Source organism: Lentzea sp. NBRC 102530, assembly GCF_030269365.1.
In the GTDB taxonomy this organism is placed as follows: domain Bacteria; phylum Actinomycetota; class Actinomycetes; order Mycobacteriales; family Pseudonocardiaceae; genus Lentzea.
In genome coordinates this window covers 1-24,895 of the sequence record NZ_BSTF01000006.1, presented here as the reverse complement: position 1 = coordinate 24,895, position 24,895 = coordinate 1, and the positions used below count along the sequence as shown (strand labels likewise).

The 24,895-nt window shown below is 72.1% G+C and carries 22 protein-coding genes; 2 read left to right on the top strand and 20 right to left on the bottom strand.

The annotated features are described in order from the left end of the window. Nucleotides 1-29: 29 nt before the first annotated feature. Nucleotides 30-1,751, bottom strand: a complete 1,722-nt coding sequence (locus tag QSK25_RS17190; protein ID WP_285639441.1) for an ABC transporter substrate-binding protein — start codon at nucleotides 1,749-1,751, stop codon at nucleotides 30-32. Between the two features lie 198 nt (nucleotides 1,752-1,949). Here QSK25_RS17190 and QSK25_RS17185 point away from each other — a divergent pair, with 198 nt between their 5' ends. Then, nucleotides 1,950-3,344, top strand: coding sequence for an aminotransferase class V-fold PLP-dependent enzyme (locus tag QSK25_RS17185; RefSeq protein WP_285639440.1), 1,395 nt, complete (start codon nucleotides 1,950-1,952; stop codon nucleotides 3,342-3,344). A gap of 18 nt (nucleotides 3,345-3,362) precedes the next feature. Here the strand turns inward: QSK25_RS17185 and QSK25_RS17180 are convergent, their stop codons facing one another. The 3 genes from QSK25_RS17180 to QSK25_RS17170 all read right to left on the bottom strand — a co-directional run bounded on the left by QSK25_RS17180 (nucleotide 3,363) and on the right by QSK25_RS17170 (nucleotide 8,660). Continuing rightward, nucleotides 3,363-5,051, bottom strand: a complete 1,689-nt coding sequence (locus tag QSK25_RS17180; protein WP_285639439.1) for a DUF6239 family natural product biosynthesis protein — start codon at nucleotides 5,049-5,051, stop codon at nucleotides 3,363-3,365. Then, nucleotides 5,048-6,739, bottom strand: a complete 1,692-nt coding sequence (locus QSK25_RS17175; protein WP_285639437.1) for a hypothetical protein — start codon at nucleotides 6,737-6,739, stop codon at nucleotides 5,048-5,050. The genes QSK25_RS17180 and QSK25_RS17175 overlap by 4 nt, the downstream gene beginning before the upstream one ends. Before the next feature lie 205 nt (nucleotides 6,740-6,944). After that, nucleotides 6,945-8,660 carry a hypothetical protein gene (locus QSK25_RS17170; RefSeq protein WP_285639435.1) on the bottom strand — a complete coding sequence of 572 codons (1,716 nt, stop codon included), beginning with the start codon at nucleotides 8,658-8,660 and terminating at the stop codon, nucleotides 6,945-6,947. A 210-nt stretch (nucleotides 8,661-8,870) separates the two neighbouring features. Between QSK25_RS17170 and QSK25_RS17165 the strand changes: the two genes are divergently transcribed. After that, nucleotides 8,871-9,179 carry an ArsR/SmtB family transcription factor gene (locus tag QSK25_RS17165; RefSeq protein ID WP_285639433.1) on the top strand — a complete coding sequence of 103 codons (309 nt, stop codon included), beginning with the start codon at nucleotides 8,871-8,873 and terminating at the stop codon, nucleotides 9,177-9,179. A 14-nt stretch (nucleotides 9,180-9,193) separates the two neighbouring features. Here QSK25_RS17165 and QSK25_RS17160 read toward each other — a convergent pair whose 3' ends face one another. The 16 genes from QSK25_RS17160 to QSK25_RS17085 all read right to left on the bottom strand — a co-directional run. Continuing rightward, entirely contained in the window at nucleotides 9,194-10,639 is a 1,446-nt protein-coding gene (locus QSK25_RS17160; protein ID WP_285639432.1) for an NDP-hexose 2,3-dehydratase family protein, read from the bottom strand. A 34-nt stretch (nucleotides 10,640-10,673) separates the two neighbouring features. After that, a complete protein-coding gene (locus tag QSK25_RS17155) occupies nucleotides 10,674-11,324 on the bottom strand; it encodes a winged helix-turn-helix transcriptional regulator (RefSeq protein ID WP_285639430.1) in 651 nt (216 codons plus the stop codon). Nucleotides 11,325-11,384: 60 nt separating this feature from the next. Next, nucleotides 11,385-12,266, bottom strand: a complete 882-nt coding sequence (locus QSK25_RS17150) for a homocysteine S-methyltransferase family protein (protein WP_285639429.1) — start codon at nucleotides 12,264-12,266, stop codon at nucleotides 11,385-11,387. Nucleotides 12,267-12,288: 22 nt separating this feature from the next. Next, complete coding sequence (locus tag QSK25_RS17145; RefSeq protein WP_285639428.1) at nucleotides 12,289-13,419, bottom strand: trans-sulfuration enzyme family protein; 1,131 nt, start codon at nucleotides 13,417-13,419, stop codon at nucleotides 12,289-12,291. Further along, a complete protein-coding gene (locus tag QSK25_RS17140) occupies nucleotides 13,416-14,249 on the bottom strand; it encodes a class I SAM-dependent methyltransferase (RefSeq protein ID WP_285639426.1) in 834 nt (277 codons plus the stop codon). The genes QSK25_RS17145 and QSK25_RS17140 overlap by 4 nt, the downstream gene beginning before the upstream one ends. 21 nt (nucleotides 14,250-14,270) lie before the next feature. Beyond that, nucleotides 14,271-15,539 (bottom strand): aminotransferase class V-fold PLP-dependent enzyme, encoded by a 1,269-nt coding sequence (locus tag QSK25_RS17135; protein WP_285639425.1) that lies wholly within the window; start codon nucleotides 15,537-15,539, stop codon nucleotides 14,271-14,273. After that, nucleotides 15,536-16,312: a crotonobetainyl-CoA--carnitine CoA-transferase gene (locus QSK25_RS17130; RefSeq protein ID WP_285639423.1), complete on the bottom strand. Its 777-nt coding sequence runs from the start codon at nucleotides 16,310-16,312 to the stop codon at nucleotides 15,536-15,538. Before QSK25_RS17130 ends, QSK25_RS17135 begins: the two co-directional genes overlap by 4 nt. A 363-nt stretch (nucleotides 16,313-16,675) precedes the next feature. Further along, nucleotides 16,676-17,374 carry a DUF899 family protein gene (locus tag QSK25_RS17125; RefSeq protein ID WP_285639421.1) on the bottom strand — a complete coding sequence of 233 codons (699 nt, stop codon included), beginning with the start codon at nucleotides 17,372-17,374 and terminating at the stop codon, nucleotides 16,676-16,678. A gap of 7 nt (nucleotides 17,375-17,381) precedes the next feature. After that, the gene (locus QSK25_RS17120) at nucleotides 17,382-18,077 is read right to left on the bottom strand and encodes a winged helix-turn-helix transcriptional regulator (RefSeq protein WP_285639420.1); all 696 of its coding nucleotides are present in this window, start codon (nucleotides 18,075-18,077) and stop codon (nucleotides 17,382-17,384) included. 64 nt (nucleotides 18,078-18,141) lie between these two features. Beyond that, entirely contained in the window at nucleotides 18,142-19,455 is a 1,314-nt protein-coding gene (locus QSK25_RS17115) for an ABC1 kinase family protein (RefSeq protein WP_285639419.1), read from the bottom strand. A gap of 16 nt (nucleotides 19,456-19,471) precedes the next feature. Next, complete coding sequence (locus tag QSK25_RS17110) at nucleotides 19,472-20,110, bottom strand: NHL repeat-containing protein (protein ID WP_285639418.1); 639 nt, start codon at nucleotides 20,108-20,110, stop codon at nucleotides 19,472-19,474. Continuing rightward, on the bottom strand, nucleotides 20,110-21,006 hold the full coding sequence (locus QSK25_RS17105) for a class I SAM-dependent methyltransferase (protein ID WP_285639417.1): 897 nt from the start codon (nucleotides 21,004-21,006) through the stop codon (nucleotides 20,110-20,112). Before QSK25_RS17105 ends, QSK25_RS17110 begins: the two co-directional genes overlap by 1 nt. A 114-nt stretch (nucleotides 21,007-21,120) precedes the next feature. Then, nucleotides 21,121-22,323, bottom strand: a complete 1,203-nt coding sequence (locus QSK25_RS17100; protein ID WP_285639416.1) for a DUF6004 family protein — start codon at nucleotides 22,321-22,323, stop codon at nucleotides 21,121-21,123. A 123-nt stretch (nucleotides 22,324-22,446) separates the two neighbouring features. Then, nucleotides 22,447-23,382: a hypothetical protein gene (locus QSK25_RS17095; RefSeq protein ID WP_285639415.1), complete on the bottom strand. Its 936-nt coding sequence runs from the start codon at nucleotides 23,380-23,382 to the stop codon at nucleotides 22,447-22,449. Nucleotides 23,383-23,423: 41 nt separating this feature from the next. Next, on the bottom strand, nucleotides 23,424-24,275 hold the full coding sequence (locus tag QSK25_RS17090) for a maleylpyruvate isomerase family mycothiol-dependent enzyme (RefSeq protein WP_285639414.1): 852 nt from the start codon (nucleotides 24,273-24,275) through the stop codon (nucleotides 23,424-23,426). A 138-nt stretch (nucleotides 24,276-24,413) separates the two neighbouring features. Next, nucleotides 24,414-24,895, bottom strand: a 482-nt coding sequence (locus QSK25_RS17085; protein ID WP_285639413.1) for a ClpB D2-like domain containing protein, incomplete at its 5' end; no start/stop codon positions are given.

The window sequence follows — 24,895 nt, the reverse complement described above, 5'->3', positions numbered from 1 at the left end:
ACGGCCACCGGGGTGCACCGCACCGGACGTCAGTCGTCCGGCGGGTCGAGCCAGATGTTGGTCATGTCGAAGAACTCGATCTGTGGCACGTGCACGGCGTTGCGGACGCGCTTGCCGTGGTAGCGCGAGGTCATCGCGGCGAAGTTCAGGATCGGCACGATCGGCAGGTCCTTCATCACCTCGACGTCGACCTGGTGCCACAGCTCCTCGGCCTTGGCCTCGTCGGACTCCTGCAGCGCCTGCTCGATCAGCTCGTCCACGATCGGGCTGCTGTAGCCGCCGTAGTTGGTGGTGCCCTGCACGTCGTTGGTCTGGAACAGCGGCTGCACGATCACGCGGCCGTTGTTGCCGAACCAGTCCGGCGTGAAGCCCGGTTCGGCGATGTCCCAGTCGCCCCGCCTGCCCGCCTCCGGGTCCGACAGCGCCGACCCGTAGTACTGGGCCTGGCTGAACTTCCGCCACTCGAGCGTGATGCCGATCTTGGCCAGGTCCGCCGCGACCGACTCCATGATCTTGAGGTGGATGCCGATCTCGCGGACGGCGGCGATGAGCGTGAGACCGTCGCCGTAGCCCGCGGCGACCAGGTGCTCGCGCGCCTTCGCGATGTCGCCGCGGTCGTCCGGCGTCGGGTACGGGTTCATCTCGCGGTGGCCGATGCTGCCGACCGGGATGACCGAGTGCAGCGGCGTGTTCGGCGCGTCCAGGACGTCCAGGATCTCGCCGATGGCGACCTTGTCGATCGCGTAGGCGATGGCCTTGCGCACGTCGAGGTTGCTCGTCGCGGAGTTCTGGTTCGGGCTGCGCAGGTTGAACACGATGTACGGGTTGAGCGCGAAGCCAGGGTAGCTGCGCGGGGCGGCGTCCTGGCCCGCCTTGGGACGCGCCCACGACACCGCGGTGTAGGACCAGGCGAGGTCGATCTCGCCGCGGTCCATCTTCTGCTGGGTCACGGTCACCGGCTCGGAGCCGACGGTGATGTCGATCCGGTCCACGTACTGGTTGCGGATCGGGTCGGTCTCCTTCTGCCACTGCGGGTTGCGGTCCAGCACGATCTTGAGCCCGTTGTCGGCGTACTCGGTGAGCCGGTAGGGCGCGCAGGAGAGCGTGTTGCGGCGGAACTCCATGCTGTCGGGCACGTACGCGTCGTACTCCTCCGGCGCGGGCGTGGTGAACCCGGTGGCGAGGATGTTCAGGAAGTCGTTGGCGGGCCTCGTCAACCGGAACACGAGGGTCTTGTCGTCCACAGCGGACAGACCCTCGACGTCCTGGGAGCGCTGGAACTCCGCCATCGCCGCCGGGGTGGGCTCACGCCCCTCGAACGCGGCGCGGTAGGCGTCGCAGTACTCCCGGAAGCCGACGATCGTGCTCGTGAAGTAGTGCAGCGCGCCCGCTCCGGACACCGGGTTCGGCAGTCGCTTGAGGCCGCGGATCACGTCGTGCGACGTCACCTCGCGCGGTGGCTCGGAGTTCCACCGGATGCCGTCGCGCAGGCGGATCGTGTAGGTCGTCCGGTCGGCGCTGATACCCCCGTTCTCCTCCGTCGGGAGCTCGGCGGCGAGGTCCGGCGCCGGCGTGAACGACGCCGCCGGGTCGGACAGGTCCGCGGACGCCGGGTAGGCGAAGAGCTGCCGGGACAGCGCCCGCAGGATCTGCGCCGAGGTGGCGTAGTACGCGCTCGCCGTGTCGATGTGGTCGACCCCGCCGGGGCCTACGAGTCGCAAGGTCCCGCCGTAACGGGGTGTGCTGGACATCCTCTGTCGACCTCCTCCAGCCGCGTGGCGATCAGAGTGCGGAGCAGGGCCCCGTGCGGCCGACTGTAGTGGAAGCGCCCTCCAAAGCGCTATATGATAGTGAAGTCATTGATGCCCACTGCTGGGATCTGCGCAGGATAGCTACTACTTATGTCAGTGGACTACGGCTTGATCGACAGGCCGGAGAGGGGCAGTCCCGTGGAGAGCACCGCGCACGACACCGAGTCCGCCGTCGTCAGGATGGCCAGGGCCGGCACGGCGGCGAAGACGGCGCAGGCGCCGCAGACCGTCCTGCCCGCCGCACTGCTGGAGAGCATCCCGTCGGGCCCGCTGGAGGACCGCGCGAACTGGGAACGGGTGCGCTCGCTCTTCACCATCGACCCCGAGATGGTCCACCTGAACGTCGGCACCATCGGCTCGGTGCCGAAGCCCGTGCTCGACCTGCTGCGTGAGACCGACGTCGACTACGCCCGGCGTCCACGCGACCCGTACCCGCCGACCACGTTCGCCGAGGCCCGCGCCGCGCTCGCCGCCCGCTACGGCTGCGACCCCGACGAGCTCGCGATCGTGCAGGGAGCCGCCGACGGCAACGCCCGCATCCTGAACGGGCTCGACCTGCGCGAGGGCGACGAGGTCGTGACCACGACCCACGAGTGCTACACCGCCCAGGCACCGTTGAACATCCTGCACAACCGGCGCGGCGTGGTGGTCAAGAAGCTCACCCCGCGCCTCGGGCCGGACCAGTCGGCCGAGGAGATCGTGCAGATGTTCGCCGACGCCATCACTCCGCGCACCAAGGTGCTGCAGTGGGCGGGCGTCACGTTCACCGTCGGCACCACGATGCCGACCAAGGCCCTCGCCCGGCTGGCCCAGGAGCACGGCCTGATCAGCATGGTCGACGGCGCGCACCTGCCCGGCCAGTTCGACTTCGACCTGCACGACCTCGGCGTCGACTTCCTCAGCGGGTCCGGCGCCAAGTACCAGTGCGGACCGATGGGCACGGGCATCCTCTACGCGCGCAACAAGGTGCTGGCCGAGCACAACCCGTTGCCGCTGCCGGAGTTCTGGCCGGTGATCACGCTCTGGTACCCGATCGAGGGCGAACTGCCGCCCCGCACCACCGGCCGCGAGCAGACCTACGACATCGGCACGTACGTGCAGAAGACCGGCTCGGCCGACCTGTCCCGCGGCCCGGCCCTGCAGGCCTCCACCGAGATCTGGGAGCGGATCGGCCGCGCGAACGTCCAGCGGTACGTGTGGGGCTTGTGCTCGTACCTCAAGGAGCGCGTCGTGGACCACTGGGGCCGCGACTCGCTGTTCAGCCCGCTCGACGACGAGCGCCTGCACAGCGGCATGGTCGCGTTCCAGCCGTTCGCCGACGCCGCGCACGCCGTGGACGTGGCGAAGTTCTTCGAGTTCGAGAAGCGCATGGAGGACCAGCACGGGGTGAACCTGCGCTTCACGTTCTTCCCCGTCCGCGACGCCGAGGGAGAACGTTTCGCCGTGCGCCTCGCACCGCACCTCTACAACTCCCGCGACGAGCTCGACCACGCCGTCGAGGCGATGATCAAGGTGACGGCGGAGCTCTCCTGACCGCGGTGTCCGGCCCGCTCACGTTCCCGGGAGCGGGCCGGACACCGGCGCGACCGCGCCGCCGGGGAACCACGTCGCGCTGCCGTGGGCGTGGCCGGTGGTGCTGAGCTGCATGGTCACCAGGGAGGCGGCGTACAGGCGGGCGGGTGCGGGCTCGGGGGTGCCGCGCCACGCCGCGTAGCCGGCGGGCGAGGCGGTGGTGTCGGGGGCGCCGGCGGCCAGGGCGGCCACGTGATCGAGGCGGTCGGGTTCCTGGGGGTGGGTGCGGAGCGGGACCAGCTGTCCCGCGGGGATGCGCAGCAGCGGTGCGGTGAGCAGCCACGGGGCGAGGTAGCTGCCCTCACCGGGGAGTGCGCCCGAGGCGACGGCGCGCAGGGCCTGGTCGGCGGTGACCCAGCCGGCGACGACGAGCACCGGGGCGCGGCCGGGCTCGGAAACCGGGCCAGGAGTGCCCGGACCTGTCGAGTCCGGTGCCGACGTGCCCGTGCCCGTCGTATCCGGTCCTGGGGTGCCCGCGCTTGTCGAGTTCGGTGCTGTCGAGTCCGGTGCTGTCGAGTTCGGTGCTGTCGAGCCTGGTCCCGCCGAGTCCGGTCCTGCGGCGCCCTGCCCGCCGGGACGCCACCCGGTCACCTCGACGCCGTGCCGGCGGGCCGCCTCGCGCACCACCACAGCGGCGGCCACCGACCGTGCCGACGCGTCCTCCACCAGCGTCACGGACCGGTGCCCACGCCCCGCCACGAACCCCAGGAGGGCCCGCAGCACGTCCGCGTCGGCGGGGTCGAGGTGGTCGGCCGGGCACCCGCGCAGCGCGCGCACCTCGCCCGCCAGCAGGGCGCCGACGGCCGCGGCCGCGCACTCGGGGCCGTCCGCCGAGCTCAGGTCTGGTCCCGTGGGCGTGCCCGCGTCCACCGGCACGGCCGCCGTCTCGCCTCCGCGCCGCACCCACAGGGTGCTGCGTCCTTCCGGCAGCTCGACCAGGGCCCAGGCACCGCCCGCGCCCGGCCTCGGTGTCGCGGGGGCGAGCGCGGCCGGGTCGGTGCCGACCTCCGTGCCCGCCTCGGCGACCTGGACCAGGTTCCAGCCCGGTCGCTGGGGTGCGACGAGGACGCGGCCGCCGAGTGCGTCGCGCACCTGCGGCACCCCGGTCACCGGTCTGTCCGGTTCGAGCGCGGTCAGCTGGGTGGTCCCGGCGAGGACGGCCAGTGCGAGCACCACCGCCGGCGCCTGCGCTGCCGGTCTGCCGACGGGCGTGACCACGAACCACGCGAGCGCCGCCACGGCTGTGAGCACGGCGGCCTGCAGCAGCGCCACCCGGTCCCCCGCCTCCGCGCCGGGGACCCGGCCCAGGTGTGCGAGGGCGAGGACGGTCGCGGCCGCGACGACGACCCAGCCCGCCCGCACCCGGAACGGTGCCGCGGCCAGTGCGGCCACCGCGAGCACCAGCGGTGCGGCGACACCGGCGGCCACGTCGACCGGCCGGGGTGAGGCGGAGGCCAGCAGCGCCTCGCCCGCCACCACGACGACCGCGCCACCGGCCGCCACGACGCGGACGGCACGGCCGGCGGGCGCCACGAACCGCAGCAGCACCGTGCCGACCAGCACGACCAGGGCGCCGAGCACCGGCACCCGCACCACGGTGGCCCAGCCGTCGCCCGCAGGCGCCACGTCGTGCCCGTGCTGCGCGAGGACCACCGCGGCCCAGGTCACCGCACGTCCCTGTCGGCGACCGCGAACAGCACGCCGTGCGGGCGGGCGGGACCGCGGGCACCGTGCGGCCAGCGGGTGCGGTCGAAGTCGACGCACGGCCGGTGCTGGCCGCGGTCGCGGAAGTCCCGGTCGAGTGAGAGCTGTCCCCGCTTCCCGACGTCCACCAGGCACACCCGGTGGTCACCGTCGAGACCGGTCTGCGCGACGAAGTAGTTCGACACCGCGAGGCGGCGGATGTCGTCCGTCTCGTGGTAGTAGCCGTCGCGGCCCAGGTCGAAGTTGTCCATCGCGCCCCAGTGCGGGCCGCCGGTGGTCGGGTCGACGATCGGGACGACACCCGCGAGCGCCGGGCAGTCCGGTTCGGCTCCGCCTGCCGTGACCTCGGCGAGGGTGTCCACGCTGCACCGCGGGTCGCCGCCGGAGCGCAGCAGTTCGCGGATGTCGAGCACGTAGACCAGACCGGCCTCGGCGTGCGTCGACCCCGGCCCGCCGCGCAGCACGACGTGGAAGAGGAACCGGTCGTCCGGGCTGGTCTGCAGCCACGCGCCCGCACTGCCCCCGCTGCGGGGCGGGTCGGCCGGGAACGCCTTCGCGAACGCGGTCGCGTCGTCGAACACCTGCCGCCACCGCGGCTGCGCGGCCGTGATGTCCGGGGTGTAGTAGATCGCCCCGTTCATCGTGCTGGCGAACGCGCCCCGGTGCTCCGGCCGGTTGGTCACGGTGGTCTCCATGACCGGGCGCGGTTCCTCCTCCGCCGGCTCCGCCTCCACCCGCGGCCCGTCGGGCATCTTCGACACCGACAGCAGCTTCGGCGCGCCGAGGTCGCCGATGTCGAAGATCCGCACGGTGTCGCGGGCGATGTTCGCCCCTGGCGGCACGTTCGGCTGGAGCAGGTGCCGCACCTCGAAGAAGTCGCTCGTCACCATCCTGTCCAGGTCCTCGCGGACCTGGATGCCGTGCGGGTTGGCGCACGTCGCCTGGGGCAGCGCGGGGACGTTCAGGCACGAGGCGGGGTCCTCCCCCGCCGCGGTGGCCGCGGGCGCCTCGGCGAGCGTGCGGCCGTCCGGCCCGATGCGCACGACCTCGCCCGGTGAGCCCGCGAACCCGTTGCCCACCCTCGTCTCGCCGTTGGTGTAGGTGCACGGCCCCGCCACGTTCGGCCCGCCCATGTAAGAGCCGTAGGCGGTGCCGTCGCGCAGCACCCAGAACGCGTCGGGCACCGAGCCGCACGGGGTGTCGGCGGGCAGGTTCACGCCCGCGAGCCGCACCTCGGGCAGCCTGCTCACGTCGAGCACGAACACCGTGTCGGACATCAGGCCGCCCGCGTACACGCGCTGTCCCTTGTGCCACAGGTACTGCATGTGGTGCGGCTCGTTGCCGGTCAGGCCGTCGATCGTGGCGGTGTTGACCACCGCGCCGTAGGTCCTCGACCCCTTGGTGGCGTCGAGCACGGCCAGGAAGTCCTGTTCGCCGCCCGCCCAGACGAGCAGCCACTCCCTGCGCTGCCCGCCGCGGTCACGCGCCTCGGCGGTCAGGTGGTTGGTGACGGAGTACTTCTGCCCGTCGGTGCCGCGCACGGACGACGTGGTGACGGTGGCGTGCCCCGCTGCCGGTGGGCCGAGCGAGGTCACCGCCGCGACGGTGAGCAGGACGACCAGCAGGGCGGGGACACGTCGGGCGATCGCCATCGCCGAGTCCTTTCTGGACGGTGCCGGACAGTGCCGGCCGGCTGCTGCGGTCCGGTCGGCTGCCGGACGGTGCCGACCGGCTACTGCGGTCCAGCCGGCTACTGCGGTCTGGTCGGCTGCCGGACGGTGCCGACCGGCCGGCTACTGCGGTGCCGACGACTGCTGCGGTCCGGCCGGCCACTGCGGTCTGGCCGGGGTGGTCCGGTCAGCGGCCGAGGTGGGCGTCCGCCACGGCGAACAGCACGCCGTGCGGCCGGGCACCCCCGTGGTCCCCGTGCGGCCACCTCTGCCGGTTGAAGTTCACGCACGGCGTGCCGTCGACCTCGTCGCGGAACGACTCGTCGAGCCGCAGCCGCCCCCTCCGGTCGTCGAAGTCGACCATGCAGACGCGGTGGTCGCCGTCGATGCCGGTCTGGGCGACGAAGTAGTTGGCCGTGGCGAGCCGCTTGATGTCACTGGTCTCGCGGTACCGGCCGTCGCGCCCCGCCTCGAAGTTGTCCATCGCGCCCCAGTGCGGGCCGACCGCCACGCGGCCGGTCGGGCCACCGACGCCGCCCTTGATCGGCAACACGTCCACCACGGCGGGGCAGTCGCGTTCCACGCCGCCCGAGGTGACCTCGTCCGGTGTGTCGATGCGGCACCGCGGGTCGGAGCCGGACGCGAGGAGCTTGCGGATGTCGAGCACGTACACCAGGCCTCGGTTCTGGTCCGGCGCCAGGCGCGGGTCCGAGCCCATCACGGCGTTGAACAGGTACCGGTCGTCCGGGCTGGTCTGCAGCCAGCTGCCGCCGCTCAGCTGCCCGCTGAGCACACCGGTCGGGTCGATCCTGCGGTAGGCGGCCGTGTTGTCGAAGACCTGGCGCCATTCCGGCGTCGGGTCGGTGATGTCGGGCGTGTAGTAGATCGCGCCACCGGCCATGGTGCCCGCGAAGGCGCCCTTGTTGTGCCTGCGGTTGGTCACGGTGGTCTCCATGACCATCTGGTTCTCCTCGAACACCGCCTCGTCGACGCGCGGACCGGCGGGCAGCGCGCTCACAGAGACGAGCTTCGGGTTGTTCCTGTCGGCGATGTCGAAGATCCGCACGGTGGTGCGCAACAACTTCGGGTCGAGCTGCACCGTGTCGGGGTCGAGGTAGTTGCGCACCTCGGCGAAGTCGCTCACCACCAGCCGGTTCAGGTCCTCGCGGGCCTGGATGCCGTGCGGGTTGGCGCAGCTGGGCTGCGGCAGGGCGGGCACGTTCCCGCACAGCTCCGGCATCTCCGCCTCGCGGGTCGAGGCCGGGGTCTCGCTGAGCGTCCTGCCGTCCTTGCCGATGCGCACGACGGCACCGGGCGAGCCGGCGAAGCCGTTGCCCACACGCGTCTCGCCGTTGCTGTAGGTGCACGGCCCGCTGACGTCGGGGCCGCCCATGTAGGAGCCGTAGGCGGTGCCGTCGCGCAGCACCCAGTAGGCGTCGGGCACGGAGGCGCACGGGGTGTCGGCGCCGAGGTTGATGCCGGTGAGGCGGACCTCGGGCAGCTTCGACACGTCGAGCACGAAGGTGGTGTCGGTGAACATGGCTCCCGCGTAGACGCGGTCGCCGGCGTGCCAGATGTACTGCATGTGGTGCGGCTCGCTGCCGACCTGGGGGCTCAGCACGGCCGTGTTGACGACCTTGCCGTAGGTCGGTGAGCCCTTGGTCGCGTCGATCACCGCGAGGAAGTCCGGGTCGGTGCCCTGCCCGCCTCCGGCGTCGCCCGCCCAGGTGAGCAGCCATTCCCTGGCGCGCTTGCGGTCGGGCAGCGGCACGAGGTGGTTGGTCGCCCGGTACGTCCTGCCGTCGGTGCCCTGCACCGCGGACGAGGTGACCGTGACCTCGGCGTGCCCCGGTGGACCGGCGGCGGTGAGCGTCCCCACCGCGACCAGGAGGACGGTGGCCACGACCACCAGCCTGGCCCGCCATGGTCGGGTCAGTGCGTTTCCGACGCTCATGAGGTCCTCCCAGGTGGGCAAATTACTTTAAAAAACGCTAGCAAGTCCACGTCGGTCAGAGCAACCCGCCCGTGCGGCTCCCAGCCACCGGGACGCGGCAGCTCACCCGGCGACGTCTATAACTTGCGAGGCATACAACGTGCACGTATTGTTCACCTCATGGCCGACGTCTTCGCCGTACTGGCAGATCCGGCCCGTCAGCGCATCGTCGAGCTGCTGCTGGAGCGTCCCCGCCCGGTCGGGGAACTGGTGGAGCAGCTGGGCCTCTCGCAGCCCGGAACCTCCAAGCACCTCAAGGTGTTGCGCGAAGCGGGCATCGTCCGCGCGCGCAAGAACGCCCAGCGCCGCATCTACGAGCTGTGTCCGGGCCCGTTGATGGAGCTCGACCGCTGGCTCGAGCCCTACCGCAGGCTGTGGTCCGGGCGGTTCGACAACCTGGAGCAGTACCTCGACACACTGGCGGACTGACCCGCCCCGGCGCGTCACGGCGCCAGCAACGTGTGCAGGCCGGCCACGAGACTGCGCGCCTGGATGTTGACGTAATGGCTGTGCCGCAACAGGTCCACCAGCTGGTGCACGGCCACCCAGCGGTGCTCGTGGCTCTCCGCGCCGTCCGGTGAGCCGACCTCCACGACCACGTTGCGCGTGCGGGCGTGGAAGAAGCGGCCGCCTTCCTCCGACTGCACGACCGAGAACCTGATCTGCTCGGGCCGCGCGCGCAGCACCAGGTCCAGGTGACGCGGCCGGGCCCGCGCGGGCAGGTGCCGGTAGTTCTCCGGGGTGCACTGCACGGTCGGCGCCAGCTCGACCACGTCCGCGCAGCCGGCCTCGGCGCGCGCGTGCACGAGGGCGTGCAGCACTCCCCCGATCCTGGTCACGACGAACGCGGTGAGACCGACGCCACGCGGTTCGATCATGGGCTGCGACCAGCTCGCGACCTCGCGGTCCGGTGCCCGCACCCGCACACCGGTCACGTCGAAGAACGCGCCGCTGCGGTGCGAAATCCGGTCACCCGAGCGGTGCCAGTCAGGTAGCGCCGCGAGCGGTACGTCCGTCGTGCGCAAGTCCGTCCTGGTGCGGCACTCGCTGATCCAGCGCAGCAGTTCGCCGGTGGTGTTCACGCTGCCGGCGTCCGGTTCGCAGGAGCGCACGAGAGCGGAGCGGAAGTCGTCGCCCGCCGCGGCCAGGTCGGCGGTCAGGCCGTCACCGGCGAACGGCAGGCACGCCAGCACCGTGCGGGCGTCCATGTTCACCACGTCGTCGCGCGCGAGCATCCGGTGCACCTCGCCCAGCGTGAACCAGCGGAACCCGTCCAGGACCTCCACGTCCTCGACGACCTCGACGACGACGTTGCGGTTGCGCTTGCGGTAGAACCACGCGCCCTGCTCGGAGTGCCGCACGTCCACGAGCACCCGCTCCGGCCGGGCGTCCAGGAAGTGCCCGAGGTAGGGCACGGAACGGCCGCGGTGCACGCCGGTGTAGTTGCTGCGGGTGGCCTGCACGGTCGGCGAGAGCTGGACCCCGTTGACGTTGCCGGGTTCCACCTTGGCCTGCACCAGCAGGTGGGTCACGCCGTCGAACTCGCGCGCCAGGAAGCCGAGCACGCCCACCTCGGGCTGGTGGATGATCGGCTGGTTCCAGCGGGACACCTCGTGGCCGTGCACCGACACGTCGATGCCGCGCACGGAGAAGAACCGGCCGCTGTCGTGGTGGAGGTCGCCGGTGGACGGATCCGCGTGCCAGCCCGTGAGCGCGTCGAGGGGCACCCGCTGCACGTGCAGTTCGGTGGTGCGGGACCGCTCGCCGAACCACTGTTCCGCGTCCTCGGACGCCACCGCGCTGCGTCCGGCCTGGGCGGAACGGGCCAGCCGGGCCGGTGCCGCGCGCTCGCCCGCGGCCACCGCGGCGGACCGCCATCCGGCCGTCACCGCACCCCACCTCCGCGACCGGAGGCGCACCGGGTCAGTGCAGGCCGAGCATCCAGGTGCAGCGCCGGATGGCCTCCTCCGCGCCGGAGATCTTCACCGCGCCCGAGGCGATGGCCTGCAACGGCGACAGCATGCGCGCGCCGATCCGCACGAACGTGTCCGTGTCGCACTCGATCGTGAGGTCCGCGGCGGCGGCGGGACCGTGGCCGAACGCGACCGCGCCCGAGGCCACCGCGATGGTGAAGGTCTGGTCGGCCACCCGGAACTCGTAGACCTCGTCCACGTCCGGGACGCGGTCTTCCCGCACCATCGCCTGCACCGCGAGGAAACCCCACCGCGCACGGGTCGCACCCGAGGAGTCGGTCTCGTCGAGGAACTGCAGGCCCCACCTGGCCAGTGCCAGCACCGCCGGTGCGAGTTCGGCCCCCACGGCGGTGAGCGCGTACTGGCGGGCCCGTCCGTCGCCGGGCACCGGCTGCTGTTCGACCAGGCCCTCCTCGACGAGCGTGCGCAGCCGGTCGGTCAGCAGGTTCGGCCCGATGCCGGGCAGGTTGTCGATCAACTCGGTGAAGCGGGTGGGCCCGACCAGCAGTTCGCGCACCACGAGCAGCGTCCAGCGTTCGCCGATCACGTTCAGCGCCGCCGCCAGCCCGCAGAACTGCCCGTAGTCGCGTTTCGAGGACACCACGCCAGCACCACCCTTCCGGGTGGCCAATGCTAGTCGCGCCGGTGATCGGCCCGGTGATCACCGCGCGGACACCGCCGCGACCGCCTTCGCCGCCGCGGCGAGGTGTTCGGGCGTCGTGCCACAGCAGCCACCGAGCACCGAAGCGCCGAACTCCGACCGCCACCGCGCGGCCAGCGCGGCGAACTCCTCCGGCGTGACGGCGACGGGCAGGTGCCCGTCTCCCTCCGCCGCGACGGTGCGGTCCTCCAGGTTGGGCGAGGCGCCGAACGGCACACCGGCCTCCGCCAGCACGGCGAGCGCCGCCTCGACGTCGCCGGGGCGCGTGCAGTTGACGAGCACCGCGCTCGCGCCCTCCCCCGTCACCGCGCGCATTGCCTCGGCCAGCGGTTCGCCGGAGAGCAGGCGTGCGTCGGGCCCGCAGGCGAACGACGCCCAAGCGGGCGCTCCCGCCGCCACCGCCTCGCCCACCGCGATCCGCGCCTCGCGCACCGAGTTCATGGTCTCGACCAGCACCAGGTCGACGCCCGCGCGCACCAGTTCCACGGCCAGCCAGCGGTGCTCGGTCCGCAGTTCGTCGTCCGGGGGCACGAGGTCCGGCCGGTAGCAGTCCTCGACCGGTGCGACGGACCCCGCGACCCTGATCCGGCGGCCGGTGGCGTTGCGCACCGCGGTGGCGACGCCCACCGCCGCGTGCACCATCCACGCGAGGCCCGCGTCCTCCAGCCCGTTGCCCTGCAGGGTCCGCAGGTTGGCGCGGAACGTGTTCGCGGTGATCACGTCGGCGCCGGCGGCGACGTGGTCCTCGTGCACGGACTGCAGCACGGTGCGCTTCGGCCCGGTCAGGACGGCCCGCGTGGTCCACCACGGTGCGGTGATCGGGATGCCGCGCCGGTGCAGTTCGGTCGCGACGGCCCCGTCGAGCAGGGTCAACTCCGCCATGTCAGTCCTCCGCGATGCGTCGTCAGGTGCCGTGCAGCGCCCGGTCCAGGTCGTCGAGCAGGTCCTGCGGGTCCTCGATGCCGACCGACACGCGCACCAGGTCGTCGGTGATGCCCAGCGCCGTCCTGGTCTCCTGCGGCACGGGGCGGTGGGTGGTGGTGGCCGGGCACCCGGCCAGCGACCGGACGCCGCCGAGGCTGACCGCGTTGGCGAACAGCCGCAGCCGGCGCAGCAGCGCGTCCACGTCGCCGCGGTAGCGGAACGAGATCAGCGAGCCGAACCCGGCCATCTGCCGGGCGGCGACCGCGTGCCCCGGGTGTTCCGGCAGTCCCGGGTAGCGGACCTCGGCGACGGCGGGCGACTCGCGCAGCGCGTCGGCGAGCAACCCGGTGGTGGCGACCTGGCAGCGGGTGCGCAGCGCCAGCGTCTTGAGGCCGCGGTGGACCAGGAAGCAGTCGAACGGGCCCGGCACGTTGCCGACCGCCGTGCGGTGGGCGGTGAACGCCTCGTGCAGGTCCTCGCGGTCGTGCACGAGCGCCCCGCCGAGCACGTCCAGGTGCCCGGCTACGGACTTGGTGGTGCTGTAGAGCGTCACGTCGGCGCCGTGCCGCAACGGCTGCTGCAGCACCGGCCCCGCCAGCGTGTTGTCCACGAGCACGACCGCCCCGGCGGCGTGGGCCCGCCTGCTGACCTCGGCCAGGTCCACGATCTTGAGCAGCGGGTTCGTCGGCGTCTCGACCCACACCAGCGCGCCCTCCGCGCGGTCGTCGAACACGCGTGCCACGACCGCCGGGTCCGCCAGGTCGACGTACCGCACCTCGACGCCTTGGGCGGCGAGGGTGCCCATCAACGAGTGCGTACCGCCGTAGACGTCGTCCGAGACGATCACCCTGCGCCGGGCGAGCACGGCCAGCGCCGTCGCCCCCGCGGCCTGCCCGGACGAGAACACCGAGGCGAACCGCACGTCCTCCAGCGCGGCCAGGCAGCGTTCGAGACCTTCCCTCGTCGGGTTCTCACCACGGGCGTAGAACCAGCGCGGCGGGTCCTGCGCGTCGCGGTCGTAGGTCGAGGCCAGGTGCAGGGGCGGGACGACGTCACCGGTGCCGTCCTGCTGCTCCTGGCCCACGTGCACCAGCCTCGTGTCGAACCTCATGCGACGGCCCTGACCACCAGGCACCGCGACGGGAGGTGCAGGCAGCCGTCCACGCGGAACCGGCCGGCCGCGGCGGCGAGCGCGGCGACCACCTCGGGGTGGCGTTCGTCGCCGTACCTCCCGCGCAGCAGACCGCGCAGCCGGGGTGGCAGCACGTCGAGGGTGAAGTCGGCGAACGCCTCGGGACCGGCGAGCCGGAAGCCGACCACGAGCTCGCTCACCGCGACCTCGCCGAACCCGGCCGCGGCGACCTCGTCGCGCAGCACCGCCGGATCCGCCAGCGCGAACGGGCCCGGTCCCGGTGGTGGCGGTGGGAGCTCCAGCAGCCCGCTCAGCACGCCGAAGCCCAGGGCGATCACGGGCACCTCCGCGGGAGGGCCCCACACGGCTGCGGCCAGGACACCACCGGGCCGCAGCGCCGCACGCAGGTCCCTCAACAGGGCCGCCCGGTCCGCCGCGAGCGGCAGCACCCAGCGACTCAGCACGACGTCGTGCCCGCCGGGCACGACCTCCGTGCCGCCGACGAGGAACCGGACGCCCGGCGCGCGTTCCCGTGCCCGCGCCACCATGCGCGGTGACAGGTCCACGCCCACCACCTCGCCGTTCTCGCCCGCCACGCGGGCAGCGGTGAGCGCGGGCTCGCCGAGGCCGGTGCCGTAGTCGAGCACGGAGTGGCCGGGACGCACCCCGGCCAGCCGCACCAGCTCCGCGGACACCGCGCCCGCGGCGCTCTCGAACTCCTCGCTCCAAGCCAGCCAGCCGTCGCTCACCGCGTCCCAGATCGCGGTCTGGTCGGCGCGCACCTGCTCCAGCTCGTCCACCGTCGGCATCGGACCTCCTCGCGACGCGGGTCAGAGGAAACGGGTCGTGGGGTGCTCGTTCGTCCAGACGTCCGGTCGCACCGCGTCCAGCGCCCCGACGAGGGTGTCCACGTCGGCACGGGTGTTGTAGACGGCGAAGGACGCGCGCACCGTTCCGAGCAGGCCCAGGTCGTCGAGGAACGTGCTGGCGCAGTGCACACCGCAGCGCACCGCGATGCCCTGCTCGTCCAGCTGCCCGCCCACGTCGTAGGGGTGGACGCCGTCGACGACGAACGACACGATGCCGCTCGGGTCCTCCTCCGGTGCCCCGATCACGCGCACGTCCGGCCGTTCCGACAGCCGGTGCACCGCGTACCGGACCAGCTGCTCGTCGTGTGCCCGCACGGCGTCCCTGCCCAGCCCGTCGAGGTAGCGCAGGGCCGCCGCCAGGCCCACCGCGCCGGCGACGTTCGGCGTGCCCGCCTCGAGCCGCGCGGGCACCGGCACGTAGCGGACCGGCTCGGTGGCGTGGACGCCCTTGACCGTGCCTCCGCCGACGCGGGGTGGGCGCAGCTCGTCGAGGAGGTCGCGCTTGCCGTAGAGCACCCCGGTCCCCATAGGCCCGTAGACCTTGTGGGCGGAGAAGCAGTAGAAGTCCGCGTCCAGCGCCCGCACGTCCACGGCCCGGTGCGGCACGGCCTGCGCCCCGTCGACGACGACCAGCGCTCCGTGCCGGTGCGCGGCGGCCACGAGCTGCTCGACCGGGTTGACGGTGCCGAGCACGTTCGACACGTGCGACAGCGCGACCAGCGGCACCTCGGGCCCGAGCAGGGCGGTGAACGCCTCGGTGTCGACCCGTCCGCGCGCGTCGACCGGGGCCACCCTCAGCTGTGCACCGGTCTCCTCGGCGAGCCTGCGCCACGGCAGCAGGTTCGAGTTGTGCTCCATGCCGCTCACCAGCACCGCCTTGCCGGGGCCGAGCAGGTGGCGCAGCCCGTCGGCGACGGTGTTGACCGCGTCGGTCGTGCCCGCGGTGAACACGACCTCCTCGGGCTGGGCCGCGCCGAGCGCCTCCTGCACGTCGGCCCGCGCCTGCTCGTAGACGTCGGTCGACCGGCGGCCGAGCGCGTGGTAGCCGCGGCCGACGTTGCTGTTGGCGGTGGTGTAGTAGCGGGTGATCGCGTCGAGCACCGTGCGGGGCTTGTGCGCGGTGGCGGCGTTGTCGAGGTAGGGCCCCGGCAAGGTGGTGAGGATCGGGAAGTCGTCCCGCACGCCGGCCGGCAGGGCGGTGGCGGGACTCTCCTGTGCGGTGTGCGTCAACGGTCCTCCTCCGTGAACAGGTTCGTGAACCGGGCGACGTGCCAGGCGGACAGCGGGAAGACCTTCTGCTGCGCGTAGGGCCGTTCGGAGGGCGGCGTCCACCCAGGCTCACCGCGCGCCGGCACCCGGCCGTCCACCCGCAGGTGCGGGCCGTGGAAGAACCAGCAGATCTGCCCGACCTGTTCGCTCAGCAGCACCGGGTGCGCGTCGTCCGGGTACATCGGCAGGTGGGTGCGGGTGGCCAGGAACTCCCCGCGCGGCCCGAACGCGTACCCGTGCACGACGTGCCCGAAGACGTCATGCACCACCCGGGAGATGTCGTTGTGCGTGAGCTCCACGCCGTGCTCGACCACCCCCGACGGAGCGCGCAGCGGGTGGAAGCCCGTGGCGGGCCCGGGCCCGTGACCGGCCGACGTCAGGTAGACGTGCAGGACGGCGGTCTCCCGCACGCGCCGGGCCAGGTCACGCGAGTCCGCGTAGGGCCCGCGCTCCCCCGACCACGGCCGCACGTCGAGCCCGGCAGCGCGGATGGCGCGGTACTGAGCCAGATTCGCCTGCTTGAACAACTCATAGCGCCGCGCCATGTCGTCGTTCCAGACCATCAGTGGCGCCCGGTCGAACAGGTCGGCCATGTCGCGACAGAAGCCCTCGTCCAGGTCGAGCCTGAGCTGCCGGGCCACGGCGATCCGCTGCGAGGAAAGGTGTGGGTGGCTTTCCACGTAGGACCGCGCCACCTCGACGAAGTCCGGCGCGGAACCGATGTCACACCTCACGATCCCCTCCACGGTCCTCAGGAAGGCAATATCTTTTTCAAGTGAACAGTAACACGGACTGGGCGAGGGCGATCAAGCCGAGAACGGCGGTGGAGCGGGCTGGGAGCGGGTGTGGAGTGCCGCAGGTGAGGGTGGGCAGGCGTGCAGGGCAGGCCAAGGCCGCGGGGCCGCGTGCGAGAGAGGTAGCTGGTGTGCGGACGCCGGCGTGAGGCAAGCATCGGGAGCCGGCTGCTCGGCCGCACCCACCTCAACCGCCCGGTTGGCCGGCCTGAACGCCCTCGTCGTCCGGCCCGCCAGTCCGGCTTCGCCTCGCCTCAGTCAAGCTCGCCGCCCAGGCCCGCCGTCCAGGCTGCGACGCCCGGCTCAGCCCCGCAGCCTGCCCGCGTAGTCGTTGGCCGCGTACCAGTCGCCCCGCCCCTGCGGCAGCAGGTCGAGCACCTGCCACACCGGTGAGTACAGGTCGATCCCGCGTTCCTTCTCCGACTCGGTCCAGTCGGCGAACGCGGTGTAGAAGTGCCGCGCACCTCCGGCCTCACGCCGCAGCACGCTCAACCCCGGCCGAAGCGCACCGTCCGGGCGCACCGCGCCCAGGTCACGGCCGAACGTCGTGCCGTGCGCGGACACCAGCCTCAGCCCGTCCCACCCTCGTCTGCGGCCCCACGCGCGCAGCTCGGCCACGCCCGCCTCCGCCACCACGGCGAACGCGGTGTGCCGGGCCAGGTGGTGCGAGACGCCGTGCAGGCCGTCGACCCACATCGAGCACATCCGGCACGCCTCCTGGGCGTCCCGGCCGAACATCAGGTGGTAGACGACCAGGGTGTCGTGGTCGCCGAAGAGGTCCGCGAGGCCGATGGCACGAGTGGGCTCGTCCAGGCCGGGGTCCTCGGGGCCTTCCACGAACGAGTAGTCGCCCAGCAGGCCGCCGGGCGGGAGGGCACGGCGGGCGGCGGCGACCGCTTCCAGCGCGGCGTACAGGTCGCGTTCGGCGTGCCACAGCTCCGTGCGCGCCGCGCGGTAGTCGTCGGAGGCGGAGTCCGGCCACAGACCGGCGGGGTCGGCCACCACCGGATCAGACGGCGGGGAGGGCGGGGGCGGGCTGTTTCGCCGGCATGCCCGTCTCCAGGCCCAGCAGGTCGCAGCACCGCACGACGGCCTCCATGTCGCCCTGCAGCGACAGCCTGCCGGTCACCATCGCGAGCAGTGGTGTCAGGCGGCCGGCACCGACCTGGACGAACGTGGCCGCGTCGGTCTTCGCGACCATCGCGGGCTCGTGCGCCGCGCCCTTCACCGCGCGGGCACGGCCACCGGACACCTCGACGTGGAAGACCTGGTCGTCCACCTGGAACTCGTAGCGCTCCTCGACGTCGGCGACCTTGGTCTGGTCGAGCATCGCCTCGACGGCGAGGAAGCCCCAGTGCGGCCGGACGGCGTCCTCCGGGCGCAGGTCGCCCACGAACTCCATGCCCCACCGGGCGAGGCCCAGGATGAGCGGCCGGAGCTCCTCGCCGACCGGGGTCAGCGCGTAGGCGAGCTGCGAGCCGGTGCCGCGCACGTCGACCTGCTTGACCACGCCGCGTTCCACCAGGAACTTGAGGCGCTCCGCCAGCAGGTTCGTGCCGAGACCGGGCAGGTTCGCGATCATGTCGCTGTACCGGGCGGGGCCCATCAGCAGCTCGCGGATGATGAGCAGCGTCCAGCGCTCGCCGACCACGTCGAGACCCGACGCGAGACCGCAGTACTGCTGGTAGGTCCGTTTGGTCGTCATGGGTCTCCTCCTCCCGCCACAGCGCTGGCTATTCTAACCTATAGTTTCCGACGGCCGCCGCTGATCAGCCGGATGTCGGGGTTGTCCCGAAAAGTCCCTTCACCAGCACGGGCTTCGCCGCCTCCTGGAAGTCGACGTCCGGGTTCAGATCGCGAATGGTTCCTTCGATGACCAGTAGCGACAGCAGTGGGAAGATGAGCTCGGGAGCCGCGTGCACGCCGTGCCGGCGCTGCAGGTCGAACATCTCGGTGGCGAAGCCGACGAGGCTGAACTCCTTGGCCGGCAGGCCGTGGCTGCGTTCGACCAGGTCCGCCATCCTCGTCAGGAAGCCCGCCACGTCCGCGCGCTCGTCGAGCCCGGTGGAGCTCTCCACGACGATCTCGGCGGCGCGGTCGCCCCGGCCCACGGCCATGTTCATGAAGAACTCGGCGAAGAGCCTGCGCAGCCGGTCGGTGAGCTGCACGCTGAACCCGGCGTCGAGGACCACGACCTGGGCGGACTTGGTGAAGTACAGGTTGCCGGGGTGCATGTCGCAGTGCACGAAGCCGTCCACGAACAGCATCTGGTAGATCGCGGTGAGCCCGGAGACGCCGAACGTGCGGCGCGCGGCCGGCGAGCAGTGCTGGGCGGTGTCGGTCGCGAGGCCGTCGATGAACTCCATGACGATGCACCGGGGCCGCGACGCCTCGGTGAACACCTGCGGCACCCACACCCGCGGCACGGCGGAGAGGTTGCGCCGCAACCGGCGCAGCGCCTCCGCCTCGCGCTCGAAGTCGAGCTGGCCGAGCACCGCGCCCGTCACGTGGTCCACCACCTCGGTGACGGGCAGGCCCGCGAACAGCGGCAGCTTCGCGGCCAGCGCGGCGCCGCGCCGCATCAGCACCAGGTCGAGCGTCATCACCCGGTCGACGCCGGGGCGCTGGAGCTTGAGCGCGGCGGTGCGGCCCGTGCGCAGCTTCGCCCGGTAGACGCAGGCCACGCTGCCGCTCGCCACGGGGGTGCGGTCGACCTCGGCGAAGAGCTCGTCCAACTCACCGCCGAACGCGTCCGCGAGCGCGCGGCCGGTCTGGGCGGCGTTCATCGGGGGCACGTCGTCCTGGAGCACGCCGAGTTCGTCGCACAGGGCGGGCGCCAGGACGTCGCGGCGCGTGCCGAGCACCTGGCCCGCCTTGACGAACGTCGGTCCCAGGCGGATCAGCAGGACCGTGACGCGCCGGTAGAGGTGCTGCCGTGCGGCGTCACGGCCGGAGCGGACCCGGAGCACCAGCGCCGAGACGAGCGCGGGCACCAGGACCGCGGCGAGGACGGCGCACACATGGACCGTTCTCAAAACAAGCGCGCGGCGGGACGGACGGCAGGAGGTGGTGGGGTCGGGCACGGGCAGCTCCCTCTGGTCAGTCGCCGCTGATGCCGGGCACCTCGATCGCTCGGAGCTGGAGCGTGGTGTAGTCGCAGTACCAGATCCGGCTGCCGTCCCAGGTGATCCCGGTCGGGTTGCCGGCCACGTCGTAGCTCGCGACCTGCCGGCGCAGGGCGACGTCGATCAGGTTGATCGTTCCGGCCTGGTGCTCGGCGTAGACGAGGAACCGGTCGGACACGGTGAGGCCCGCGACGGCCCGCGGGATCGGGATGGTGTCGAGCAGTTCGCCGCTCTGGGCACTGCGCAGGTCGAGCACGCGCAGGTCCTCGTAACCGAGCCAGATGCCGTCCTTGGTGGCCTCCAGCCCGCACAGCACGTGGCCCGGACGGGGGTTCGGCATCTCCAGGACCGTGTCGCCGCTCGCGGGGTCGATCACCCTCAGGTCCCGCCGGTCGCCGACCACCTGCACGAGGTTGCCGGCGAGCGTCGTCAGATCGGTCCGCACGCCGGGGCACGGGATCCGGCGCTCGACGCTGCCCGTGACCGGGTCGAGGGCCATGATCTGGTTGGACACGGCCTCGGAGAACCAGAGGAACTCGCCGGACCAGGTGAGGCCGCACAGCTTCAGCGCGCGGACCGGGATGTCTCGGACGGTGCCGAGTGACATGGGCATCAGGCGCTCCTCCGCCGGGCCAGGGCGCAGTCGAGGCGCCACCCGGTCGCGTCGCGCACGGCCCTCGCGGACGGCGCGACGAGCTCCGCGACCAGCTCGTCGCCCGGCAGCACCGGCGTGTGCTGGACCGGCCAGGTCCACACCGCCCAGTTGCAGCCGGCGTAGGACGGGAAGTTCGACAGCACGACCCCGTCGGCGAGTTCGGCCGCGAAGTGGCCCATCACGGCGTGCAGTTCGCCGCCACGCTCGACGCGCAGGGTCCTGGCGCCGTCCGGGCGACCGGAGCGGCTGACCCCGATCTCGCTGTCGGCGACCGCGACGTGGGCGCTGAGCAGCACGGGATCGCGCTGGAAGAAGTGGAGCTGGGGTCCGGGTCCCGCGGCGGTGCGCACGGCGTCGAGCCGGTAGCCCAGGTGCTCGTCGCGCCACACGCCCCAGCCCTCGCCGTCGAGTTCGATCGCGGTGAGAAACGTGGTCAGGCGGCGGGGCACGACCCGGCCTCCGGGCGCGAGGTTGCGGCGTGCGACGGCGCCGACGAGCTCGACCATCTCCTCCTCGGGACCGAGGTTGCCCATCAGCTCGGCGACCACCACGTCCGCCTTGCGCGGCAGGCGCACCACCCGCGCGTCGCCCTGGACGACGGTGATCCGGTCCCGGAGGTCGTTGTCCGCCGCGATGCGTTCCGCGAGCGCGGCCATCGCGGGGTCCGCCTCGATCGCGTACACGTGGGACGCGCCGTGCTTGAGCGCCATGACCGAGAGCACGAGCGTCCCGGCGCCGACGTCGGCGACCACGTCGCCCGGCTCGACGGCGCTCGCGAGGGCGCGGTCGTAGGCGTCGAGACGCACGCGATCCGCCACCATCACCTGGTGCATGGCCAGGAGCCGGGAGTCCATGCGCGCTCTCCCCTCATGCCGTAGCAACGGTGGGTGCCACCCGCGGGAACGGGCGACACCCACCGAGAGTTGCTAATTGAATCTAAACCAAACCTGAGCCGGAGGCAACCGGCGTCAGATGTTGACCGCGGCCGTCTCGCCGACGTGCGCGTCGCGCATCGCCAGGCGGACGCCGGTCAGCCGCGCCTTCACCTCGTTGTCCGTGGTGACGAGCGGCGAGTCGGTGCCGTCCATCTTCAGCTCGGTGCCGGTCGCCTCGACGTCGCGCAGCTTGCCCGCGACGTGGACCGAGTTGTCGGCGTAGAGCGTGCCCTGCGGCGTGCAGAGCTCGAAGTTGGTGTCGATGTGCAGGTCGCTCGGGAAGCTGACGCGGCTGAGGCTGTCCTCGGAGCCCTCGCCGAGCGTGCCACCCGACACGCGCGGCCACGACGCGCGCAGCATGACCCGGCCACCCAGTTCGGCGCAGTGGCCGGACACGGCGACCCGCGCGAGCTGCGCGAGCACACCGGGACCGTCCTTGTGCTTGTCCGGGCCGAACAGCAGGATCTCGGCACCCGCGGCCTTGCGGTAGTCGCCGTCGATGTCGACCTTGACGGTCTTGCCCCCGACCTCGAGCTCCAGCTGACCCTCCAGGGTCACCTGCATGATCAGCGACGGGTCGACCAGCATCGACATGCACGGGCCGGCGCTGGGCGCGAAGAAGACCTCCGGCGTGATGCCGATGGGCTCGTTCTCGTCACTGGCCGGGTACCAGGCCTCGGGCAGCGTGGTGCCGCGCACGACGTTCGGCGCCTGCACGACGTCGAACGGGCCGTCGCCGCGGGGGTGGCCCAGGTACGGACCGGTCAGCGGCTTCTTGAACGGCGGCACGTTGTCCACGACACCGTAGATGTCGATGACGTTGCGGTGCGCGAGGCGCAGCGTGCTCGTCTCGAGGATGCCGAAGCGGCGGATGTAGAACTCCGCGGGGAAGTTCTTGCCCGGCACGATCTGCTTGACGTGGCCGGAGTTCGGCAGGAACGGGTTGGACAACACCTGAAGGCGGTCGTCCAGCTCGTAGCTGTAGCCCTTGATGCCGACCTCGGGAGCACTGATCAGCTCGGTGTCGAACGAGGCGTAGCCCTTCTCGTCCACCCGGTGCTCGAAGCCGGGCATGGGCCACTTGTTCAGCTGCACGAAGCCCGAGAGGTTGATCGTCTCCCGCCGGCCCGAGTAGTAGTCGTCACCGAACACCACCGTCGCGGCAGCCAAGATGTGCGGGCGGATCGGCTTGGGCTCCAGGTTCAGGGCCTCGTAGTTCTCCTTGGAAAGACTCACTCCAGACACCTCCAGCGTCTGTTGAGTTTGGGGACCGCCAGTGGACCGATGCCCGGTGGACACACGAACGGTCACGCTCGGTCTACGCCACGATGCTATATGTTTTTGAAGTAACGTCAACCCTCAGACCCAAGGGGCGACCGGGTACCACGGGATCAGGTCGCGGCGTTCGAGGATCCGCACGTCCCAGTACAGGACGAGGAAGACGCCCGCGGCGACGAAGGCCGCGGCGGTCAGGACGGCCCTGCGCCGGGGATCCGCGGCGAACCAGCGGCCGATCCTTTCCCCCGCGAGCCAGGCGACGAGCAGCAGCAACACGGCCATGACGAGGATGTTGCCGACCGACTGCAGCACGAAGGCGGCGGCGCCGTAGAGGACGTTGCCGCTCTCGGCCGCGTCCCGGAACATCACCCGGAACAGCGGGAACGGCCTGCCGATGAGGAACGCGCCGATGAGCGCGCCGAGCACCACCATCGGCGCGGGCGCCCACCGCCGGGCCAGCCGCGCGAGCGGGTCGGGCACCAGCCCGGCCGCCGCGAGTCCCAGGTAGATCATCACGAGACCGACCACCCCGTAGACGACCATGGCCTGCACCAGGCGTGGCGCGAGTCCGGTAGTCGTGGCCGTCTGGAACTGCGGCATCGAGGTACCCACGAGAGCGACGACGACGCCGTACGCGGCGGACACCGCGACCATGCCGGCGGCGAGCCACCCGAGCGGCCGCAGCACCCCCAGCACCCTGCTCGCGGCGGTGCCCTCGCGGCCCGCGACCGGTGCCATCACGCCGAACGCCGCGATGTTGCAGGCGGTGAACGTACCCGCGAGACCCGACACGAACGCGAACACCACCCCGGCACCGACCCCTGCGATCGGGGTCGCGTCGGCGTCGTGACCGAGCAGGCCGTCGGCGACGGTGCCGCCGATGACCGAGTCGACGAAGTGGGCCGACCACACCACGGTGAGCAGGAAGCCGGCGAGTGCGCTGAGACCGACCACCAGCCACGGCCGGCGCGGACGGGCGAGGACGTCGGGGACGTCCCTCTTGAGCTGCACGGACATGCGAAACCCTTCCAGGACGGGGTGGACAGGCGCGGCAGGGCTCAGGGCGTGTGCATCCGCCGCAGGTAGGAGACGGCGTCCCAGGGGCGGCGGCCGGTGGCGACGATCCGGCCGGTCGCGACGGCGCGGGCGAGCCGCGTGCGACGGAAGACGGTGAGCATCAGCGCGCCGGGTTCGAACCGGACGCGGGCGTCCGCGCCGGCCTCCGGGGGATCCGCGCCGATGCGGCCGTCACCGTTGAAGAGCACGACGGGGGTGGTGTGCGGGGAGCGGAACTCGACCCGCAGGGGACGGCCGCGGCCGGAGCCGGGACCGAAGAGGCGGCGCGTGTCCGGGCCGCCGAGCAACTGCACGAGGAACACCTCGAAGGCGAACGCCGCTTCGTGCGAAGGCACCCGCCACGGGCGCGCGAGGGCGCGGGAGACGTCCCAGCCGTGCAGCAGGACCTCGTTCAGCAGGTGGGCGAGCAGCGCGGCGACCGGCATTCCGGACCCGCCGATCCACGTCGCGGGCGCGTGCGGATCCAGGTCCGCGCTGACCCGCAACAGGTCGTCGACCCCCTCGCGCAGGTGGCGCGCGAGGGTGGCGGGCGTCCGGTCGGGGAACGCGCGCAGCAGGACCTCGTTGAGCGCGCCGATGTCGCCGAGCGTGGAGCTCGCGACGAGCCGGTCGAGCTCGGGCACACCCAGCGGTGCGGCCGGGGACGCGAGGAAGCCCGCGTTCATCCTGGCGACGACCGCGGTGTGCGCGACGCAGTCGCTCAGCGACCAGTGTCCGACCGCCGGGCGGACGGCGTCCTGCTCGGACAGCACCAGGGCGGCGAACCGTTCGGTGGCGTCGAAGAGCGCGGTGCGCAGGCCGAGCCAGCGCCGTTCGGTGAGTTCGAGGCGCACGCCCACCCCCGACCGAGGAGATTCACTTTAAATAACCATATTGAATCTCGGTCTGGGGCGCAATGAAGACAGCGCAGGTCATTACCGTGCGTCACCTGGACGGGTGCAGCCGGCGTTCGTCCACTCGGGGAGTTCCACTCAGGGGGCCGGTACCGGCGCGGCCTGGAAGGTGAAGTGCTCGTCGTCCTCCTCTCCCGCGGTGTCGACCAGGGCCGTGCCGCCTGGCCTGATCTCGCCGAACAGGATCTTCTCCGACAGCTGGTCCTCGATCTCGCGCTGGATCGTGCGGCGCAGCGGGCGGGCGCCCAGCACCGGGTCGAACCCGCGCTTGGCGAGCAGGGACTTGGCCCTGTCGGTCAGCTCGAGCGCCATGTCCTTGTTCTTCAGCTGCGTCTCGACGCGGGCGATCATCAGGTCCACCATCTTGATGATCTCGTCCTGCGTGAGCTGGTGGAAGACGATGATGTCGTCGATGCGGTTGAGGAACTCGGGCCGGAAGTGCTTCTTCAGCTCGTCGTTGACCTTGTTCTTCATCCGCTCGTAGTTGGACGCGGTGTCCTGACCCGAGGTGAAGCCCAGACCGACGGCCTTGCTGATGTCGGACGTGCCCAGGTTCGAGG

Coding starts and splice junctions, on each gene's coding strand:
- QSK25_RS17110 (WP_285639418.1), bottom strand. CDS start 20,110: ATGCCCATGTCACTCGGCACCGTCCGAGACATCCCGGTCCGCGCGCTG.
- QSK25_RS17175 (WP_285639437.1), bottom strand. CDS start 6,739: ATGGCGATCGCCCGACGTGTCCCCGCCCTGCTGGTCGTCCTGCTCACC.
- QSK25_RS17095 (WP_285639415.1), bottom strand. CDS start 23,382: ATGTCCGTGCAGCTCAAGAGGGACGTCCCCGACGTCCTCGCCCGTCCG.
- QSK25_RS17190 (WP_285639441.1), bottom strand. CDS start 1,751: ATGTCCAGCACACCCCGTTACGGCGGGACCTTGCGACTCGTAGGCCCC.
- QSK25_RS17140 (WP_285639426.1), bottom strand. CDS start 14,249: ATGCCGACGGTGGACGAGCTGGAGCAGGTGCGCGCCGACCAGACCGCG.
- QSK25_RS17145 (WP_285639428.1), bottom strand. CDS start 13,419: ATGAGGTTCGACACGAGGCTGGTGCACGTGGGCCAGGAGCAGCAGGAC.
- QSK25_RS17105 (WP_285639417.1), bottom strand. CDS start 21,006: ATGGACTCCCGGCTCCTGGCCATGCACCAGGTGATGGTGGCGGATCGC.
- QSK25_RS17165 (WP_285639433.1), top strand. CDS start 8,871: ATGGCCGACGTCTTCGCCGTACTGGCAGATCCGGCCCGTCAGCGCATC.
- QSK25_RS17120 (WP_285639420.1), bottom strand. CDS start 18,077: ATGACGACCAAACGGACCTACCAGCAGTACTGCGGTCTCGCGTCGGGT.
- QSK25_RS17150 (WP_285639429.1), bottom strand. CDS start 12,266: ATGGCGGAGTTGACCCTGCTCGACGGGGCCGTCGCGACCGAACTGCAC.